Raw genomic sequence first — 17,207 nt, 5'->3', positions numbered from 1 at the left:
GGCCGCGCCGCACCGCGCCGGCGACGGTGAAGGTGGCGGCCCGCGCGCCGGGCGCGCTGCGGGCGGCCACGGCGGCCAGGATCTCCTCGCGCCACATGGCCGGGTTCAGGGCCGGGGAGAAGCCGTCCAGGAACCAGGCGTCGGCCACGCCGTCCCAGGCGGCCAGGGCCTCCTCGACGTCCATCACCGCCAGGTCGAAGGTGGCGTCGAAGCCGGGCAGGTCGATGCGATGAAAGCCGCGCGCCTGGCCCGGCCAGTGGTCGAGCAGCACCTGGGCCGCCTCGCCCAGCTCGGGCCAGACCGCCAGGGCCCGGGCCGCCTCGTCGCGGGTAATCGGGTGGGCCTCGATCGAGAAGAGGTGCAGGCGCTGCCCTGAAGTCTTCTCACGACGCCACAGGTCCAGCAGGGCGGCGATGTTCAGGCCGGTGCCGAAGCCCAGTTCGCCGACGGTGTAATGGTCGCGGCCCCGCCAGGCGGCGGGCAGGTCGCAGCCGGTCAGGAACACCGCGCGGGTCTCGGCCAGGCCATCGGCGCTGGAGAAGTAGACGTCGCCGTACAGCGCCGACTGGGGCATGCCGTCGTCGCGCCAGATCAGCGGCGAGGCCGGCGGGGAGTCGGGAGAAGGCGCGGCGGGATCGCTCATGCGCCGCTTATAGGACCGCCGCCCCCTCTAAAAGAAGGGCGCCGATAGAAGAAGGGCCGCCCTCGCGGACGGCCCTTCCGATGGTCTCGAGGACGATGGGCGCCTTAGTGGGCGGGCGCCGGCTCGACCTTCTTTTCGGTGGTGGTCGTGGTGGTGGTCGTGCCGGGCGCTTCGGCGGCGGTGGTGGCGTCGGCGGCGGCCGGAGCGGCGGCGGCGTCAGCGGCGGCCTTGTTGGCGTCGGCGGCGGCGGTCGCGGCGTTGGCGGACGCGTCCTGAGCCGTGCTGGCCGAAGCGGCGGCGTCCTGGGCGGCCTTCGAGGAGGCGTCGGCCGCGGTTTCCGACTTCTGGCCGCAGGCGGCGAGCGACAGGGCCGAGACGGCCACGCCGGCGATCAGGATCGAGCGGAGAATCTTGGTGGTCATAGGGGCTTCCCTTGCGACTGCTTGTCTGGCGACTGCGGCCCGTTTGAGCCGCGTCACAAGGTCACAGAACATCAGTTCGATGGCAGGGGCAAGACAAATGTTCACGGATCCGTGATCGGTCCGTGATCGCCTGGATCAGGTCTCGTTCGGGATCGCCTGCAGGGCTTCTTCCAGTTCCAGGAAGCTGGGCTGGGCCTCGCTCGGGACGCTGCCGCGGCCGATCTCGACGCTGATCTGGGCGGCGTTGCCATGCAGGTGGGCGACAAGGACCGACTGGATGATCTTGTAGAACGAGCCCTCTTCGTCGACCACGGCGGTCAGGCGCGTGGCGAACGGTCCGACCAGGCCATAGGCCAGGAACACGCCGAGGAAGGTGCCGACCAGGGCGCCGCCGATCATCGCACCCAGCACGGCCGGCGGCTCGGTGATCGAGCCCATGGTCTTGATGACGCCCAGCACGGCGGCGACGATGCCCAGGGCGGGCAGGGCGTCGGCCAGGCTCTGCAGGGCGTGGGCCGGGGCCAGGCCTTCGTGATGGTGCTTTTCGAGCTGCTTCTCCATCGCGTCCTCGACCTGGTGGGGATCCTCCAGGTTCATGGTCATCATCCGCAGGGTGTCGCAGATGAAGTCGACGGCGAAGTGGTCCTTCATGATCTTCGGATAGCGCAGGAAGATTCCGCTCTCGTGCGGACGTTCGATGTGGCTTTCCAGGGCGATGACGCCCTTGGACTTCATCGTCTTGGTCAGCAGGAACAGCAGGCCCAGCAGGTCGCGGTAGTCCGCGGTCTTCCATTTGGGGCCCGCGAAGATCTTGCCGAAGCCGCCGCCGGTGGCCTTGATCACGGTCATCGAGTTCGAGACCAGGAACGAGGCGATGCCCGCGCCGAGGATGCACATCAGTTCGTGCGGGGCGGCTTCGATGATCACGTCCATCTTGCCGCCGGACATGATGAAGCTGCCGAACACGAGCACGAACAGCAGGATGATGCCGACGATCTGGAACATGACGAAGAGAGCCCCGGGTAACTTCAGCCGGGATCATGGCCGTTAATGCTTAATCCAAGGTGAGCGGGGTTTTTCGGGCCTGTTGCGCCTTTCGCCGCACCCGCCTAACAGATGTTTGACGCCATAGGCCGGGGGCAACCGGCGGCGCGTCTCGGAGGGGAAGCATGAGCGCAGCCAGCCCGGATGTCCGCCTGGACGACAAGGCCAAGGGCCGCGCCTTCGCCATCCTGTTCGCCGTCCTGCTGTCCAGCGCCGCCGGCAACACCGCCCTGCAGACCGTGCTGCCGGCCATCGGGCGTCAGGTCGGCATTCCCGATGTGCTGATCAGCTCGATCTTCTCGCTGTCGGCCCTGCTGTGGGGCGTGATGTCGCCGGTCTGGGCGCGGATGTCCGACAAGCGCGGCCGCAAGCCGATGGTGATCCTGGGCATGGCCGGCTTCGCGGTGTCGATGCTGGGCTTCGGCTTCTTCATCCTGATGGGGCTGAAGGGCCTGATGGTCCCGCTGGCGGTGTTCGCCGGGGCGGCCCTGTCGCGGGCGATCTTCGGCCTGGTCGGCAGCGCCTCGAACCCGGCCGCCCAGGCCTATGTCGCCGACCGCACCGCGCCCGCCGACCGCACCAACGCCCTGGCCACCATGGCCTCGGCCAGCGGCCTGGGCACGATCCTGGGTCCGGCTGTCGCGCCGTTCCTGGTGTTCCCGCTGCTGACCCTGTCGGGGCCGATGTTCGCGTTCGCGGTCATCGCCGGCGTGGTTCTGATCCTGGTGCTGCGCGGCCTGCCCGAAACCCCGGACGAGATCCCCGATCGGGCGGACGAAACCGCCAGGAAGACCCGGGCCCGCGTGCGCTGGAACGACCGGCGGATCATGCCCTTCATCGTCTACGGCTTCCTGCTGGCCAGCGCCCAGACGGTGAACCAGCAGACCCTGGGCTTCATGGTCATCGACAAGCTGCACATCTCGCCGGCCAAGGCGGCGGCCTTCGCGGGCGTGGCGATGATGGCCGGCGCGGTGGCCAGCCTGCTGGCCCAGTGGGGCCTGATCCGCATGCTGCGCCTGACCCCGCGCCAGCTGCTGTGGCTGGGCGCGGGCTGCGCGGGCGTCGGCAACCTGATCGTCGCCTTCTCGCCGGACTATCACACCCTGGTCGTCGGCTTCGCCCTGTGCAGCCTGGGCTACGGTTTCGCCCGGCCCGGCTTCACGGCCGGCGCCTCGCTGTCGGTGGGCCACGAGGAGCAGGGGGCGGTGGCCGGAGCGATCAGCGCCATCAACGGCGCCTCGGTGATCATCGCCCCGGTGCTGGGCGTGGCGCTCTACAAGTGGGCCCACCCCTCGCCCTACCTGATGAACGTCGTGGTGCTGGCGGGTCTGGTCGCCTACGCCCTGATCGATCCGGTCATGCGCCGGGTCGGCGACGCGCAGGCCCCGCGCGAGGCCCGCGACGAGGCCCAGGTGGTGGACGCCAGCTCGATCGACGCCACCGGCCCGCATTAACGTTCTAGGTCGGCGGCGCGGTCGGCATCTTCACGCTCAGCGGCACGGTCAGGCCCAGCCAGAACGAGTCGCCCTCCATGCGGTTGGTGGCGTTGAACTCGGTGAAGGCCCGGGCCCGCAGGGTGGCGGGCATGTGGCCGATCTTGAAGTTGTAGGCCGCCGTGGCGCCGACGCCGGTGACCTCGCCCTGGAACGGACCCAGCTTGGCGCCCGGGCCGCTGTCGGCGCTGACCTGCTTGAAATAGTAGCCCTGCAGACCGGCCGACCACTTGGGGGAGAAGGTCTTCTCGACCGCCGCCTCCAGGTGCATCTCGGTTCCGGTCTTGTAGTCGGTGTAGGGGTTCTCGCCGTTCAGGGTCAGGCCGGCCTTGCCGCTGACGTCCCAGCCGCTCTTGGGGTCGTGCCAGCTGACCGCGAACGAGGAGTCCATCGCCCAACGGTGGAAGGCCAGGTTGGCCAGCTCGTCCTTGCGATAGTCGCCGATCGGGATGTTGAGCATGCTCGAGAGCTGGAAGTGCACGTCGCCCTTCTTCCAGCCCAGCATGGCGGTGGCGATCGGGTCGCCGACCACGAAGGCCGAGTCGCTGGCCGACACCCCGACCTGATTGCCGCGCGGACCGGTGATCACGACGTCGACGCCGACATCGGGCTCGCCGAACGGCAGGGCGGCGCCCAGCGCCACCGTCACGCCGCCCAGATCGGTGGTCGGCACCCACAGCACGGTGGCGAAGTCGGCGAGGATCTTGGCGTCCAGACCCGCCACGACATTGCCGCCGATGGGGAACGGCTTCCCGCCGCTGCTGCTGCCCTTGTAGTAATAGACCTCGTTGTCGAAGAAGACGCCCTTCAGCGGCGGCATGATCGCGTTGCCGGGGCCGCCGGTGCCGAGCAGGTAGAGGCTGGCCCCGCCCTCGGACGCCTGGGCCTGGTGGGCTCCGGCGGCCAGGGCGATGACGAGGCCGGCGCCCAGCGCCTGGCCAAGGCGTCTCAAGGCTGCGCGGGGCGCGGCGGATCGGATGTTCGGCTCAAGGCCCATGACCCAGGTCTCCGTGGCGTAGGCCTCGAAGAGTGGTCGGGCGCGATCCCAGCGGCCATAGGGCGGATTGCTGAGTCGTCCTTGCGGCGCGACGGTAATCCGCGCTGGGGAATGTCCCAGGAATGCGGCGGGGTCGCTAGCTGATGCCGGCCTGCGCCTTGAGCCGGGCCACCATGTCGGACGACAGATAGCCGTCGGCGGGCAGCTTGCGGTCGGCCTGCCAGGCGCGCAGGGCCTTGCGGGTGCCGGCCCCGATCACGCCGTCGGCCGGGCCGGGGTCGAAGCCCAGGCGGCCGAGCGCGATCTGGGCGGCCATGCGGTCGGCCAGTCCCAGCGGCGTCTCGACTGGCCAGGCCGTGACCAGCGGTCCGCCGCCGGCGAACCGGTCGGCCAGCATGCCGATGCCCAGGGCATAGGACGTCGAGTTGTTGTAGGTGCGGATCGCATAGTGGTTGGGCAGGGCCAGGAAGGCCGGGCCGGACCAGCCGGCGGGCAGGATCAGGCCGGCCGGCGAGGCGGCGTCGGCGGGCGTCCAGGGCAGGCCGTCGGCGCGGCGCACGCCTTTGGCTTCCCACCACGACGGGATCTCGCGCGGACCCTCGGCCAGGCCGTAGTCGAAGCCGGCCGGCAGGATCACTTCCTTGGCCCAGCCGACGCCGGGCTTCCAATTGCCCTTCTTCAGCAGGTTGGCGGCCGAGGCCAGGCTGTCGCTGTCGCTGCCCCAGATGTCGCGGCGGCCGTCGCCGTCGAAATCCACGGCGGTCGACAGGTAGTTCGAAGGCAGGAACTGGGTCTGGCCCATGGCCCCGGCCCACGAGCCCTTCAGCTGCTCGCGCGTGTCCTCGCCCGAGGCGATGATCTTCAACGCGGCGATCAGCTCGCCCTCGGCCCAATTGCGGCGGCGGCCGTCGAACGCCAGGCTGGCCATCGAGCGCACCACGTCGAAGTCGCCCTGGATCTTGCCGAACGCCGATTCCATGGCCCAGACGGCCAGAAGGATGTCGCGCGGCACGCCGTAGCGGGACTCGATGGCCGGCAGGAAGGTCAGACTGTCGCGCTTGGCGCGGCCCACGGCCACGCGGTCCTCGCCGACCACGCCCCTGATGTAGTCGCCGACCGGCTTGGAGAACTCGGGCTGACGGCCGTCCAGCGAGATGACCTTGGGATTGGGCGTCACGCCGTCCAGTTCGCGGTCCAGCAGCTGCTGGGTCAGGCCGGCGGCCAGGGCCTTCTGCTTGAAGGCGGCCAGCCAGGTGTCGAAGCCCACGACCTGGCCGGCGGCCGGCGGAGCGGCGACCGACGGCGTGGAGCCGGGCGGCGGCGCGGCCGGAGTCGGCGGCGCGACCGACGGCGCCAGGGGCGCGTTGGTCGAGGTGTCGGCGCAACCGGCCAGCAGCAGAACGAGGAAAACGCGTCTATCCATGGTGGCAGGCTACCGGCGTTTGGTTGAAGGCTTCAATCACAAGGGCGACAGAGCGGTGAAGTTCCCGCCAAGACACGTCTAAACTGTGGAGCTTTTGATCTTCTCGAAGGCCAGAAGCGTCCAGGTCACACCGGCCAGGCGGTTGGCGGCCTGGATCGAGCCTCGCTCCTCCCGCAGCCGCGGGCTCAAGCCTTCCGCCCGCGCCAGTCCGATGGTCTCGTCCGCCGAGACCTCGAACATCCGCCGGCCGGGCGGGACGGGGCCGTGGCGCAGGGACAGAATCAGCACCCCGCCGTCCGCCAGCAGGGCCGCGACGTTCGGCATGGCGCGCTCGCGCTGGGCCGCGTCCAGGTGCATCCAGACCGCCGACATCACGATCAGGTCGAAGGTCTCGCCGCGCGCCCGCACGGCGGCCAGATCGGGCAGGCCGTCGCCCAGCCAGGCGATGGCGGGGTGGGCGTGGCGGGCGATCGCGCCGGCCAGCAGGACCGGCGTCGGCTCGACCGCCAGCACCGTGTGCCCCATGGCGGCGAAATCGGCCGCGTCCTTGCCCGATCCGGCCCCGATATCGAGGATTCTGGACGGGTCGGCGGGCATCAGATGCAGGACGGCGGCGTACTTGTCGGCGAAGGCGACGCCGTCGGCGCGTTCGAAAAACGCCTCGACATCCTGGTCGTAGCCCTCGGTCCCTGGAATACTGGCGGTGGTCATGATGAAGCTCCCAGGCGACAAGGCGGGCGCGAAGCCCCGTCGGCGCGCGCTTTCAGGCCAAGGCGCGCATTGACTCCCGCGCCTGTCCTGCTTATACGCACGCCCTCCGAAACATCCCGGATGTTCCTTTCGCCCTCATGGCGGCCGCGAACCTCTCCGCTGAGTATAGAGACGGTCATGAAGGTTCGTAGCTCGCTGAAGTCGCTGAAGTCGCGTCACCGCGACTGCAAGATGGTTCGCCGCAAGGGCGTCATCTACATCATCAACAAGACCGACCCGCGCTTCAAAGCCAAGCAAGGCTAATGACGCCCGCGCGGCCTCCCAGGGCGCTGCTCTGGGACGTCGGCAACGTCATCGTGCGCTGGAATCCGCGCACGCTCTACGCGAAGATCTTCAAGGAACCGGCCGATCTCGACCGGTTCCTTTCGCATGTCGGGACCCTGGATTGGCACGCGGCGACCGACCGCGGCGTGACCTTCGCCGACAACATCGCCGCCCTGAGCGCCGAGCACCCCCACCACGCCGAGCACATCGCCGCCTGGTGGGACCGCTGGGACGAGATGTTCTCCGGGACGATCCCCGAGACCGAATCCGTCATCGAGGAGCTGGCCGCGCGCGGCGTGCCGCAGTTCGGCCTGACCAACATGTCCCACGAGACCTGGGACGACGTGCGGGCCATGAGCCCGGCCTTCCGCCATTTCCGGGACACCGTGGTCTCGGGCCGCGAACGGGTGATCAAGCCCGAGCACCGCATCTACGAAATCGCGCTGGAGCGCACGGGGTTGGAGCCGGCCGACCTGCTGTTCGTCGACGACAGCCGCGCCAATGTCGAGGCCGCGGCCGCCCTGGGCTTCCACGTCCACCACTTCGTCGATCCGGCGACGCTGCGGCCGGTCGTGGAAAAGCACGGCCTTCTCTGACCCTTCTCCCCTTGCGGGAGAAGGTGGCGCGAAGCGCCGGATGAGGGGTTGAAGAAAGCTTCCGCCGCGACCAGTTGAACGGTCACGCTGGGCGTCCGACGCCTGTCGACCCCTCATCCGTCGGCTGTGCCGACACCTTCTCCCGCAAGGGGAGAAGGGGCTTCAGGAGCCTGCTCATGCACATCGGTTTCATCGGTCTGGGGGCCATGGGCGCGGCGATGGCCGCCAATCTGCTGGACAAGGGCCACGCCGTGACGGTGTGGAACCGCTCGCCCGGTCCTGTCGCCGAGCTGGTCGCCTTGGGCGCCAGGGCGGCCGAGACGATCGAGGACGCGCTGCAAGGCGATGTCGTCCTGTCGATCCTGGCGCATGACAAGGCGATCCGCGACGTCCTGCTGGACGCCTTGCCGCGCGCCCGTTCCGGCCTGGTCCACGTCAACCTCGCCACCATCTCCACCGCCTTCGCGCGCGAGCTTGCCGAGACGCATGCCGTGCTGGGCCTGGGCTATGTGGCCGCGCCGGTGTTCGGCCGTCCGCCGGTGGCCCGGGCCGGGGGGCTGAGCGTGCTGGCGGCGGGCGCGCCCGACGCGGTGGCCAAGGCCATGCCGGTGCTGGAGGCCCTGGCGACCAAGGTCTGGCCGATGGGCGAGGATCCGGTCCGCGCCAACGCCGTCAAGATCGCCGGCAACCTGATGATCGTCTCGGCCGTCGAGGCCATGGGCGAGGCCACGGCCCTGGGCGCGGCCCACGGCGTGCCGGCCGCCGACCTGCTGGACATGCTGACCAGCACGATCTTCGCCGCCCCGATCTACAAGATCTACGGCGCCATGATCGCCGAGGGCCGCTACCACCCGCCGGGCTTCGCCGCCGATCTCGCCCTCAAGGATGTCCGCCTGGCCCTGGCCGCCGGCGACGAGAAGGGGCTGGCCCTGCCGCTGGCCGATCTGGTCGAGAACGGCCTGGAGGCCCTGCTGGCCGGCGAGGGCGCAACCCCCGACCTGGCCGCTCTGGCGGAAGTCTCGCGCGGACGTGTGGAGGGGCGCTGAATCGGCCTTCCACTCGGAGCCCGTTGCCACTAGGTTCCGCGCCTCTCATTTCCCGCCTTCGCGAGACATCTCATGGCCGACGACGCCGCCCCGCACGCCGACGTGCTCAACTCCACCGCTCAAGGCCAGCTCAAGAGCATCATCGACCGGGTCGAGCGCCTCGAGGTCGAAAAGACCGAGATCGCCGAGCAGATCAAGGAAGTCTACGCCGAGGCCAAGGGCAACGGCTTCGACGTCAAGATCCTGCGCAAGGTGGTCCGCCTGCGTAAGACCGACCGCGCCAAGCGCCAGGAAGAGGACGCGATCCTGGACCTGTACCTGTCGGCCATCGGCGAGATCTAGGACGCTGAGAGCTCACCCTCTCCCAGCGGGAGAGGGCGGGGCCCGCCGCGCAGCGGTGGGAGGGTGAGGGGTTGCACCCTCACCGTTTTCTACGAGCGCCCTGCCGGCACGCCGGTCGACGTTTTACCCCCTCTCCCTCCCACGCCTGCGGCGCGGGTCCCTCCCTCTCCCCATGGGAGAGGGTTTGAGACGGTGATTTTTCCGCGTGCGTCCCGCCCTCGACGCCCGCTAGTCTGCCCTCATGCGCGCCAAGAAGCCGCCCGATCCCCGTGCTCAAGCGCGCAAGGCCGCCCTGAACGCGCTCAAGCGCGCCAAGCGCACGGCCGATCTCGCCGGCGTCGAGTTGTCGGAGTGGGAAGGCGAGTTCCTGGGTTCGGTCGCCCAGCGCATCGAGACCTACGGCCGGGCGTTCGGCGATCCCGAAAAGGGCGGCGCCGGTCAGGCCATGTCGGTCAACCAGACCATCAAGCTCAAGGAGATCGCCGCCAAGGCGAAGGGTGAACGCAAGCCGATGTCTCGCGGAAAGGGATTCGGCCGTCGCGATTCTCTGCGTTCAGGGCGGACGGCCAAGGTTCCGAGCGAAGACCCCGAAAATGAATAATCAACCTATAGTAAATCTTGACTTGGGGTAAAACCCGGAGCAGTTACGCTGAAATACCCGAGGTTTGCGAAAATGGTCCCCGTTTCTCACCAAACAATGGTGTTCAGAGAACGCTGTTAGGTTTTCGGTAACGAAACGGGCGGACATTTGAAGCTCGCGTAAGGTATTGCTTTTAATCGATTTTGTCGTCCGTCTGCGCCGTAGAAAATGGCTGCGACTGACGCCGCGACAGCGTGACCGCGGTGGGGAGTCTCACGCCTTTGGACAGCCGAAAATGGCGACCACGATCTACGACTATCTGTTGAGACGGAAGGCCGATCTCGAAGCGCGAATGCTGGAAGCCCAGCGCCGCGCCCAGGCTCCTTTCGAGGATGAACTGCGGGCGCTCAGCCTGGCGCTGGGCGCGATCGAGCGCGGCGGCCTGGCCGCTGCCGCCGAAGGAGGGGTGGACGCCGAGCCCGCCAGCTTCACGCAGGGCGCGACGTCCAAGCGCGGCCGCAAGCCGCGCTCGGCCCGCGAGATGATCCTGATGGTGCTGGGCAGCGGCGACGCGGCGGTCGCGGCGTCCGAGATCTCGCGCAAGCTGACGCGGCGGTGGGGGCGCGCCATCCCGCTGGCGGCGGTGATGCTGGAGCTGCAGGGCCTGGAACAGGAAGGTCAGGTCCGCCGGTCCGACGCCGGATGGGTCCGGGCCGACGAGCCGGCCGAGGCCGAAGCCGAGACCTCGCCTCCGATGGCGATCAGCGCCTGATCAAGACAGCCCCTTACGAGGCTTCCTTGAAGTCGACCTCGATGCCTTGCTCGCGGACCTTGCGGTAGAGGGTCGAGCGGCCGATGCCCAGGCGGCGGGCCACCTCCGACATGTGACCGGCATAGACCTCGATGGCGTGCTGGATCAGGTCGCGCTCGATCTCTTCCAGGGTCCGCAGGTGACCGCGGTCGTCGAGGATGCGCACGGGCGCTTCCTGGGCCGGGGCGCGGGCCATGGCGGCGTGGGCGGCCTGCAGCACGGACGGCAGGTCCGGCTTGGCGCCGCCCGAGGCGACGGGCTCGGGAAGGGGCGCCACGATCCCCGAGATGGCCGGGAAGTCGTAGGGCTGCAGATAGGGGGCGTCGGCCAGGATGATGGCGCGATAGACCGCGTTCTCCAACTGGCGCACGTTGCCGGGCCAGTCGAAGCCGGTGAGAACCTGCAGGGTCTCCGGCGCGGCGCCGACCACCCGCTTGCCTTCTTCGACGTTGAAGCGGCGGATGAAGGCCTCGACCAGGGCCGGGATGTCGTCGCGGCGCTCGCGCAGGGATGGGGCCTCGATCGGGAAGACGTTCAGGCGGTAGTACAGGTCCTCGCGGAACCGGCCCTGCTCGACGGCGTGGGCCACGTCGCGGTTGGTGGCCGAGACGATGCGCACGTCCACCTTCTGTGAGCGCTTGGAGCCGATTGGATCGATCTCGCCTTCCTGCAGCGCGCGCAGCAGCTTGACCTGCATGTCCAGCGGCAGTTCGCCGACCTCGTCCAGGAACAGGGTGCCGCCGTCGGCCTCCTTGAACTTGCCCAGGTGCTTGTCGGTGGCGCCGGTGAAGCTGCCCTTCTCGTGGCCGAACAGGATCGACTCGACCAGGTTCTCCGGGATGGCGCCGCAGTTGACGGCCACGAACGGCTTGCCGGCGCGGTCGGACCCGCCGTGCACGGCGCGGGCGATCAGCTCCTTGCCGACCCCGCTCTCGCCGGTGATCAGGATGGGGATCGACGACTTGGCCGCGCGCTCGCCCATGCGCTTGACCAGGGTCATGGCGGGCGAGGTTCCGATCAGGTCGGCGAAGGTGGTGCGGTTGCCGGCGCGCTTGGTCAGGCGCTCGACCTCGCCCTTCAGGTCGCCCATCGACAGGGCGTTGCGGATCGACACGGTGATCCGCTCGGGGGACGCCGGCTTGATGAAGAAGTCGGTGGCGCCGGCCTGCATGGCCTTGACCACGGTGTCGACGCCGCCCGAGGCGGTCAGGACGATCACGGGCTGGACGAAGCCGCGGGCGCGCATTTCCTTCAGGGTGTCCTGGCCCGACAGGCCCGGCATCACCAGGTCCAGCAGCACGACGTCGACCGGCGCGCCGCTGGCCAGATGGGCCATGGCCGCGTCGCCGTTCTCGGCGTGCGAGACCGAGAAGCTTTCGCGCTCGAGGACGGCCTGGATCAGCCGCCGTTGAGTCGGATCGTCGTCGACGACGAGAACCGTCTTGGTCATTTGCAGACACCCGTTGAACCGGCCGCGTCCGACATGGGACAGGGCTCTTGTTGGTTCAGAGTGATACAGGCACGGGGTAAAGACCGGGTTTCGGAGACGTGAGTCAGGCGTTAACGGTCGCCCTTAACGAGGTGTGACGATCGGGCGCGGTCGGGCTCGAAACGGAGGAGGACGGCGCGTGAGTTCGGAAGCACAAGACTTGGCCGAGTGGTGCCGGAATCAACGGACCGAGGCCCTTCGCCAGATGGAGATGTTCGACGCGGGCGGCGTGAAGGCCGTGCTGCAGATGCCGGATGGGTCCACGATGGACATCACCTCGGGCGTCCTTAGCCATCAGGCGGAAAACGTGGCGATGTTCGAGCGGATCGTTTCGGCGCTGGAAGCGACCGAGAATCCCTAGCCCGCGATCTTGCCCGCCGGAACGCGGCGGACCACGCCGCCGCCGGCCTGGCTGACCAGGCGCGCCTCGATGCGGGTCTCGCCCTCGCGGCCGATATGGCAGACGCCGACGAAGCGGCTCTTGCGCTGGGTCTTCTTCTCGGTGGTGACGGCCTCGAACTGGACGTCCATCGCCCCCGACAGGTCGCCGCCGTTGGCGTCCATGTGGGTGACCTCGATGCCGTTCAGCGGCCCGATCCTGAACTTCTCCTTCAGGCGCTCGGTGCAGCCGTGGAACACCACCACGGTGCGGACGGTCTGGGCCAGCCAGCCCATCTGGCGGGCGGGTTGCGGCCGAGCGGACTGAGGCTGGGCGGATTGGGCCTTGTCCGCGGCCATCGCCGGCGCGGCGGCGAGGCTCACGGCCAGAGCGACGGAAACGGCCGGCTTGATCATTCGATTGCCCTCGTCGCCAGCCCCTTTGGCGACCGGCGATATCCTACGGCGCGACTCGCCCGCGCGCCTTTTAATTCGCGGTAATGCGGCGACTGTTCAGGCGCGGCGATCCGACCTAGCCTCCACCCAAGCGTGCGTGGAGGGGATGATGTTCGTTGGCCATTACGCGGCCGCCCTGGCGGCCAAGGCCGTCCAGCCCAAGGCGCCGTTCTGGACCTATGTGCTGGGCGCCCAGCTGGTGGACGTGGCCTGGGGCGGACTGGTCCTGGCCGGCGTCGAGAAGATGAGCCTGGACCCGCAACTGCCCGGCAACCCGTTGGTGCTGTCGCACATGCCCTACACCCACAGCCTGCCCGCCGCCGTGGCCTGGTCGTTGGCGGCCGGGCTGGCGGCGTTCTTCCTGCTGAAGCTGCCGCGCGCCGCCGCGATCGCCGTGGGGCTGGTGGTGGCCTCGCACTGGGGGCTGGATTTCCTGGTCCATCGGCCCGACCTGCCGCTGGGGTTCGGCGGTCCCAAGGTGGGGCTGGGCTGGTGGAACCACCCCGCGCCAGAACAGGCGCTGGAGATCGGGCTGCTGGCGATCGCCGCGGCGGCCTGGGGCTGGCGGCGCGGCCTGCAGGGCCACAGCGGTTGGAGCGCGCCGCTGTTCGTCGTCTTCCTGATCGGCCTGCAGCTGATCAGCATCCTGCTTCCACCGGCCGGCGGTCCGCCGCAGATGGTGATCGCCTCGCTGTCGGCCTACGGGCTGGCGACGCTGTTCGCCTGGCTGATGGACCAGACGGAACGGCGCGGTCGCTGAAGCGGAAACCCCAAGGCCACGATTGCGCGCGTCTTTCGACGGGGCCATATCCCTTGGCCATGAACGCGCCCTTCAAGACCGACGCCCTGCCCGAGTGGAATCTCGCCGACCTCTATGCCGGTCGCGACGATCCGAAGATCGAGATCGACCTGGCCGCCGCCAAGGCCGCCAACGACGAGCTGGCCTCGCTGGAGGGGCTGTTCCTCCAGGCGCGGGGCGAGCCCGGACGCCTGGGCGTGCTGCTGGATCGCGGGATCAGGCTCTATGAGCAGGCCACCAACGGCCTGTGGGGCGTGGGCGCCTATGCGGGCCTGGCCGCCTCGACCGCCCGCGACGACCCGGCCTGGGCAAAGTTCGAGGCCGACCTGCGGGCCCGTTCCTCGTCGATCGCCGCCGAGAGCCTGTTCTTCTCGCTGGAGCTGAACCAGCTGGAGGACGCCGAGCTGGACGCGGCCTTGAAGGCCCATCCGGCCGCCGTCCGCTGGACGCCGTGGCTGCGCCGCCTGCGCCTGTCGCGTCCGCACGAGCTGACGCCGGACCTGGAGCGCTACATCGTCGATCGCGGCCCGGCCGTGAGCAACTGGGTGCGGCTCTATGACGAGACCCTGGCCAAGCTGACCGCCCAGGTCGGCAAGGAAAGCCTGACCCTGCCCGAGGCCCTGAACCGCCTGTCCGACCCGGACGGCAAGCGCCGCAAGGCCGCCGCCGACGGCCTGGCCAAGGTGCTGGAGGAACGCGCCTCCACGCAAGGCCTGGTCATGAACACCCTGGCCTTCGAAAAGCAGGTCGAGGACCGCTGGCGGCGGTTCGACAGCCCCGCCCAGTCGCGCCACCTGGCCAACGAGGTCGACGCCGACGCGGTGGACGCCCTGGAGCAGGCGGTGGTCGAGGCCTATCCGCGCCTGTCGCACCGCTACTACGCCCTGAAGGCCAAGGTCATGGGCCGCAAGACCCTGGACTACTGGGACCGCAACGCGCCCCTGACCGCCGCGACGCCGAAAAGCTACGACTGGGCGCAGGCGCAGGACATCGTGCTGGAAAGCTTCCAGGCCCTGGCCCCGAAGTTCGCCGACACCGCCCAGACCTTCTTCGACAAGCCGTGGATCGACGCCCGGCCGCGCGCCGGCAAGCAGTCGGGCGCCTATTCGCACCCGGTCACCGCCGAGCGGCACCCCTACGTCTTCATGAACTACATGGGCGAGCGGCGCGACGTGCTGACCCTGGCCCACGAGCTGGGCCACGCCGTGCACCAGACCCTGTGCGCGCCGCTGGGCACCCTGCTGGCCGACACGCCGCTGACCCTGGCCGAGACCGCCTCGATCTTCGGCGAGGGCCTGGTGTTCGACCGCCTGCTGGCCGAGGCCACGCCCAAGGACCGCATGGGCCTGCTGGCGGGGAAGATCGAGGACGGACTCAACACCGTGGTCCGCCAGATCGCCTTCCACCGCTTCGAGCGCCGCTTCCACGAGGCCCGCAAGGACGGCGAGCTGTCGCCCGACCAGATCGGCCGGCTGTGGCTGGAGGTGATGGCCGAGAGCCTGGGCCCGGCCGTGACCCTGAACGAGGGTTACGAGCACTACTGGGCCTATGTCAGCCACTTCGTGCACGCGCCGTTCTACGTCTACGCCTATGCGTTCGGCGACCTGCTGGTGCGCGGCTTGATGGAGAAGCGCCGCGAGGATCCGGAAAGCTTCGCGCCGCTGTACGAGGACCTGCTGGCGGCGGGCGGAACGCGAACCTATGTCGAGGCGCTGAAGCCATTCGGCCTCAACCCGCGCGAAAAGGCCTTCTGGGCCGCGGGTTGCGCCCAGCTGGAACGGCTGGTCGACGAGTTCGAAGCCCTGGTCTGAGAAAGAGCGCGCGATGCCCACCAAGGAACGCCTGGCGGAGTTCATCGCCACGGTCGAACGCAACGAGCACGTCGAGGCGATCGAGCGCTTCTACGCGCCGCACGCCTCGATGCAGGAGAACAATGCCGAACCTCGTGTCGGTCGCGACGTCCTGGTCGCGCACGAGGCGGCCGCCCTGGCGCGGTTGTCCAAGATGGACACCCAGCCGGCGGTCATGGTGCTGCACGACGGCGACAACGTCGTGATCCAGTGGATCTTCCTGATGACCAACAAGGCCGGCGAGACCTTGCGGTTCGAGGAGCTGACCCATCAGGTGTGGGACGGCGACATGATCGTCCGCGAGCGGTTCTTCTACGACTCCCGGCAGTTCGGCTAGGCGATGGCCGACGATCCCCGCGACCCCTCGAAAGACCCCGAACGCAACCGCCTGGCCGGCCGCATGTCGCGCTTCGCCAAGGTCGGCGCCGGTCTCTCCGGCGCGGCGGTCAGCTACGGCGCCAACAGCCTGTTCGGCGGCGACGGGGCCGACGCCCGCAACGCCAAGGCGTTGAGGGCCGCGCTCGGCGGGCTGAAGGGCCCGCTGATGAAGGCGGCCCAGATGTTCGCCACGGTGCCCGACCTGCTGCCGCCCGAGTTCGCCGCGGAGCTGGCCGAGCTGCAGACCAACGCCCCGGCCATGGGCTGGCCGTTCGTCCGCCGGCGGATGGCCGCCGAGCTGGGGCCGGACTGGACGTCGAGGTTCCAGAGCTTCGAGCACGAGGCCGCCGCCGCCGCGTCCCTGGGCCAGGTGCACCGCGCCGTCGCCCCCGACGGCCGCGCCCTGGCGGTGAAGCTGCAATATCCGGACATGCAGAGCGCGGTCGAAAGCGATCTGGGCCAACTGCGCGCCCTGATCGGCCTGTTCAAGCGCATGGACGGCTCGATCGACCCCAGCGAGGCCATCGTCGAGATCGGCGACCGGCTGCGCGAGGAGCTGGACTACGAGCGCGAGGCCAAGCTGATGGCCGTCTATGGCGGCTTCTTCACCGGCCGCGACGACATCCAGGTGCCCCAGCCCGTGGCCGCTCTCTCGACGAAACGCCTGCTCAGCATGACCTGGCTGGAGGGCCGTGGCCTGCTGGCCTTCAAGGACGCCCCGCAGGAAACCCGCGACCGCATCGCCGCCCTGCTGTTCGAAGCCTGGTGGAGCCCGATGACCAAGCTGGGGATCATCCACGGCGATCCCCACCTGGGCAACTACACCTTCGGCGGGCCCGAGGGCGGACAGGAGGCGGCGCACCTGAACCTGCTGGACTTCGGCTGCATCCGCATCTTCCCGCCGCGCTTCGTGGCCGGGGTGGTGCGGCTGTACCGCGCCCTGTCGAACGACGACCGCGCCGAGCAGACCGAGGCCTATCGCAGCTGGGGCTTCGCCAATCTCAACGACGAGCTGGTCGACGTGCTGAACGTCTGGGCCCGCTTCATTTACGGCCCGCTGCTGGACGACCGGGTGCGCAGCGTCGCCGACGACACGCCGCCCGGCGAGTACGGCCGCCGCGAGGCCTTCAAGGTGCGCCAGGCGTTGAAGGAGAAGGGGCCGATCACCATCCCCCGCGAGTTCGTGTTCATGGACCGCGCCGCCATCGGCCTGGGCGCGGCGTTCCTGCACCTGGGCGCGCGGCATAACTGGAAGGCGCTGTTCGACAAGTCGCTGGAGGGCTTCTCGGAGGAGGGCCTGGCCAGGCGGCAGGCGGCGGTGCTGGCGGCGGCCGGAGTGGTTTAGCGGCGGGCTCTCTGCGTGATCCTCGTCCTTCGACAAGCTCAGGATGAGGATCAATTTGTAGGTCACAGCAGTAGGAAACC

General features: G+C 69.2%; 20 protein-coding genes. 12 read left to right on the top strand and 8 right to left on the bottom strand.

The window, feature by feature from the left end; genetic code table 11:
- The 3 genes from mnmC2 to motA all read right to left on the bottom strand — a co-directional run.
- A partial coding sequence (gene mnmC2 / locus AC1DYP_RS21505) for a tRNA (5-methylaminomethyl-2-thiouridine)(34)-methyltransferase MnmC2 (RefSeq protein ID WP_477048053.1) occupies positions 1-643 on the bottom strand: 643 nt, incomplete at its 3' end.
- A gap of 104 nt (positions 644-747) precedes the next feature.
- On the bottom strand, positions 748-1,065 hold the full coding sequence (locus AC1DYP_RS21500) for a hypothetical protein (protein ID WP_477032649.1): 318 nt from the start codon (positions 1,063-1,065) through the stop codon (positions 748-750).
- Positions 1,066-1,200: 135 nt separating this feature from the next.
- The gene (motA, locus tag AC1DYP_RS21495) at positions 1,201-2,070 is read right to left on the bottom strand and encodes a flagellar motor stator protein MotA (protein ID WP_477048052.1); all 870 of its coding nucleotides are present in this window, start codon (positions 2,068-2,070) and stop codon (positions 1,201-1,203) included.
- Between the two features lie 164 nt (positions 2,071-2,234).
- Between motA and AC1DYP_RS21490 the strand changes: the two genes are divergently transcribed.
- Complete coding sequence (locus AC1DYP_RS21490) at positions 2,235-3,563, top strand: MFS transporter (RefSeq protein ID WP_477048051.1); 1,329 nt, start codon at positions 2,235-2,237, stop codon at positions 3,561-3,563.
- A gap of 4 nt (positions 3,564-3,567) precedes the next feature.
- Here AC1DYP_RS21490 and AC1DYP_RS21485 read toward each other — a convergent pair whose 3' ends face one another.
- The 3 genes from AC1DYP_RS21485 to AC1DYP_RS21475 all read right to left on the bottom strand — a co-directional run bounded on the left by AC1DYP_RS21485 (position 3,568) and on the right by AC1DYP_RS21475 (position 6,733).
- A complete protein-coding gene (locus AC1DYP_RS21485; protein WP_477048050.1) occupies positions 3,568-4,599 on the bottom strand; it encodes a SphA family protein in 1,032 nt (343 codons plus the stop codon).
- A gap of 136 nt (positions 4,600-4,735) precedes the next feature.
- Entirely contained in the window at positions 4,736-6,022 is a 1,287-nt protein-coding gene (locus AC1DYP_RS21480; RefSeq protein ID WP_477048049.1) for a lytic murein transglycosylase, read from the bottom strand.
- 78 nt (positions 6,023-6,100) lie between these two features.
- The gene (locus AC1DYP_RS21475) at positions 6,101-6,733 is read right to left on the bottom strand and encodes a class I SAM-dependent methyltransferase (RefSeq protein WP_477048048.1); all 633 of its coding nucleotides are present in this window, start codon (positions 6,731-6,733) and stop codon (positions 6,101-6,103) included.
- Positions 6,734-6,910: 177 nt separating this feature from the next.
- On the opposite strand from AC1DYP_RS21475, the gene ykgO reads away from it, so the two are divergent.
- The 6 genes from ykgO (at position 6,911) to AC1DYP_RS21445 (ending at position 10,393) form a co-directional block, all read left to right on the top strand.
- Positions 6,911-7,036 carry a type B 50S ribosomal protein L36 gene (ykgO, locus tag AC1DYP_RS21470; protein WP_018061125.1) on the top strand — a complete coding sequence of 42 codons (126 nt, stop codon included), beginning with the start codon at positions 6,911-6,913 and terminating at the stop codon, positions 7,034-7,036.
- Positions 7,036-7,653, top strand: coding sequence for an HAD family hydrolase (locus AC1DYP_RS21465; RefSeq protein WP_477048047.1), 618 nt, complete (start codon positions 7,036-7,038; stop codon positions 7,651-7,653). The genes ykgO and AC1DYP_RS21465 overlap by 1 nt, the downstream gene beginning before the upstream one ends.
- Positions 7,654-7,829: 176 nt before the next feature.
- The gene (locus AC1DYP_RS21460; protein ID WP_477048046.1) at positions 7,830-8,699 is read left to right on the top strand and encodes an NAD(P)-dependent oxidoreductase; all 870 of its coding nucleotides are present in this window, start codon (positions 7,830-7,832) and stop codon (positions 8,697-8,699) included.
- A gap of 72 nt (positions 8,700-8,771) precedes the next feature.
- Positions 8,772-9,041, top strand: a complete 270-nt coding sequence (gapR, locus tag AC1DYP_RS21455; protein ID WP_018112952.1) for a nucleoid-associated protein GapR — start codon at positions 8,772-8,774, stop codon at positions 9,039-9,041.
- A 241-nt stretch (positions 9,042-9,282) separates the two neighbouring features.
- On the top strand, positions 9,283-9,642 hold the full coding sequence (locus AC1DYP_RS21450) for a hypothetical protein (protein WP_477048045.1): 360 nt from the start codon (positions 9,283-9,285) through the stop codon (positions 9,640-9,642).
- Between the two features lie 274 nt (positions 9,643-9,916).
- Positions 9,917-10,393: a hypothetical protein gene (locus AC1DYP_RS21445; protein ID WP_477048044.1), complete on the top strand. Its 477-nt coding sequence runs from the start codon at positions 9,917-9,919 to the stop codon at positions 10,391-10,393.
- A 13-nt stretch (positions 10,394-10,406) separates the two neighbouring features.
- Here AC1DYP_RS21445 and AC1DYP_RS21440 read toward each other — a convergent pair whose 3' ends face one another.
- Positions 10,407-11,882, bottom strand: coding sequence for a sigma-54-dependent transcriptional regulator (locus AC1DYP_RS21440; RefSeq protein WP_477032639.1), 1,476 nt, complete (start codon positions 11,880-11,882; stop codon positions 10,407-10,409).
- Between the two features lie 178 nt (positions 11,883-12,060).
- Here AC1DYP_RS21440 and AC1DYP_RS21435 point away from each other — a divergent pair, with 178 nt between their 5' ends.
- Positions 12,061-12,282 (top strand): hypothetical protein, encoded by a 222-nt coding sequence (locus tag AC1DYP_RS21435; protein WP_477048043.1) that lies wholly within the window; start codon positions 12,061-12,063, stop codon positions 12,280-12,282.
- Here the strand turns inward: AC1DYP_RS21435 and AC1DYP_RS21430 are convergent.
- Positions 12,279-12,716 carry a hypothetical protein gene (locus tag AC1DYP_RS21430; protein WP_477048042.1) on the bottom strand — a complete coding sequence of 146 codons (438 nt, stop codon included), beginning with the start codon at positions 12,714-12,716 and terminating at the stop codon, positions 12,279-12,281. The genes AC1DYP_RS21435 and AC1DYP_RS21430 overlap by 4 nt on opposite strands.
- A gap of 148 nt (positions 12,717-12,864) precedes the next feature.
- Here AC1DYP_RS21430 and AC1DYP_RS21425 point away from each other — a divergent pair, with 148 nt between their 5' ends.
- From AC1DYP_RS21425 to AC1DYP_RS21410, 4 genes are read left to right on the top strand one after another with little or no spacing between them, the layout of a single operon-like run.
- On the top strand, positions 12,865-13,515 hold the full coding sequence (locus AC1DYP_RS21425; protein ID WP_477032636.1) for a hypothetical protein: 651 nt from the start codon (positions 12,865-12,867) through the stop codon (positions 13,513-13,515).
- Positions 13,516-13,574: 59 nt separating this feature from the next.
- A complete protein-coding gene (locus tag AC1DYP_RS21420) occupies positions 13,575-15,365 on the top strand; it encodes a M3 family oligoendopeptidase (protein ID WP_477048041.1) in 1,791 nt (596 codons plus the stop codon).
- A 13-nt stretch (positions 15,366-15,378) separates the two neighbouring features.
- Positions 15,379-15,741, top strand: a complete 363-nt coding sequence (locus tag AC1DYP_RS21415) for a nuclear transport factor 2 family protein (protein WP_477048040.1) — start codon at positions 15,379-15,381, stop codon at positions 15,739-15,741.
- A gap of 3 nt (positions 15,742-15,744) precedes the next feature.
- A complete protein-coding gene (locus tag AC1DYP_RS21410; protein ID WP_477048039.1) occupies positions 15,745-17,127 on the top strand; it encodes an ABC1 kinase family protein in 1,383 nt (460 codons plus the stop codon).
- Positions 17,128-17,207 lie beyond the last annotated feature (80 nt).

This window comes from Caulobacter sp. P1_D6 (assembly GCF_056406095.1).
This window is presented reverse-complemented; position numbering and strand designations above follow the sequence as displayed.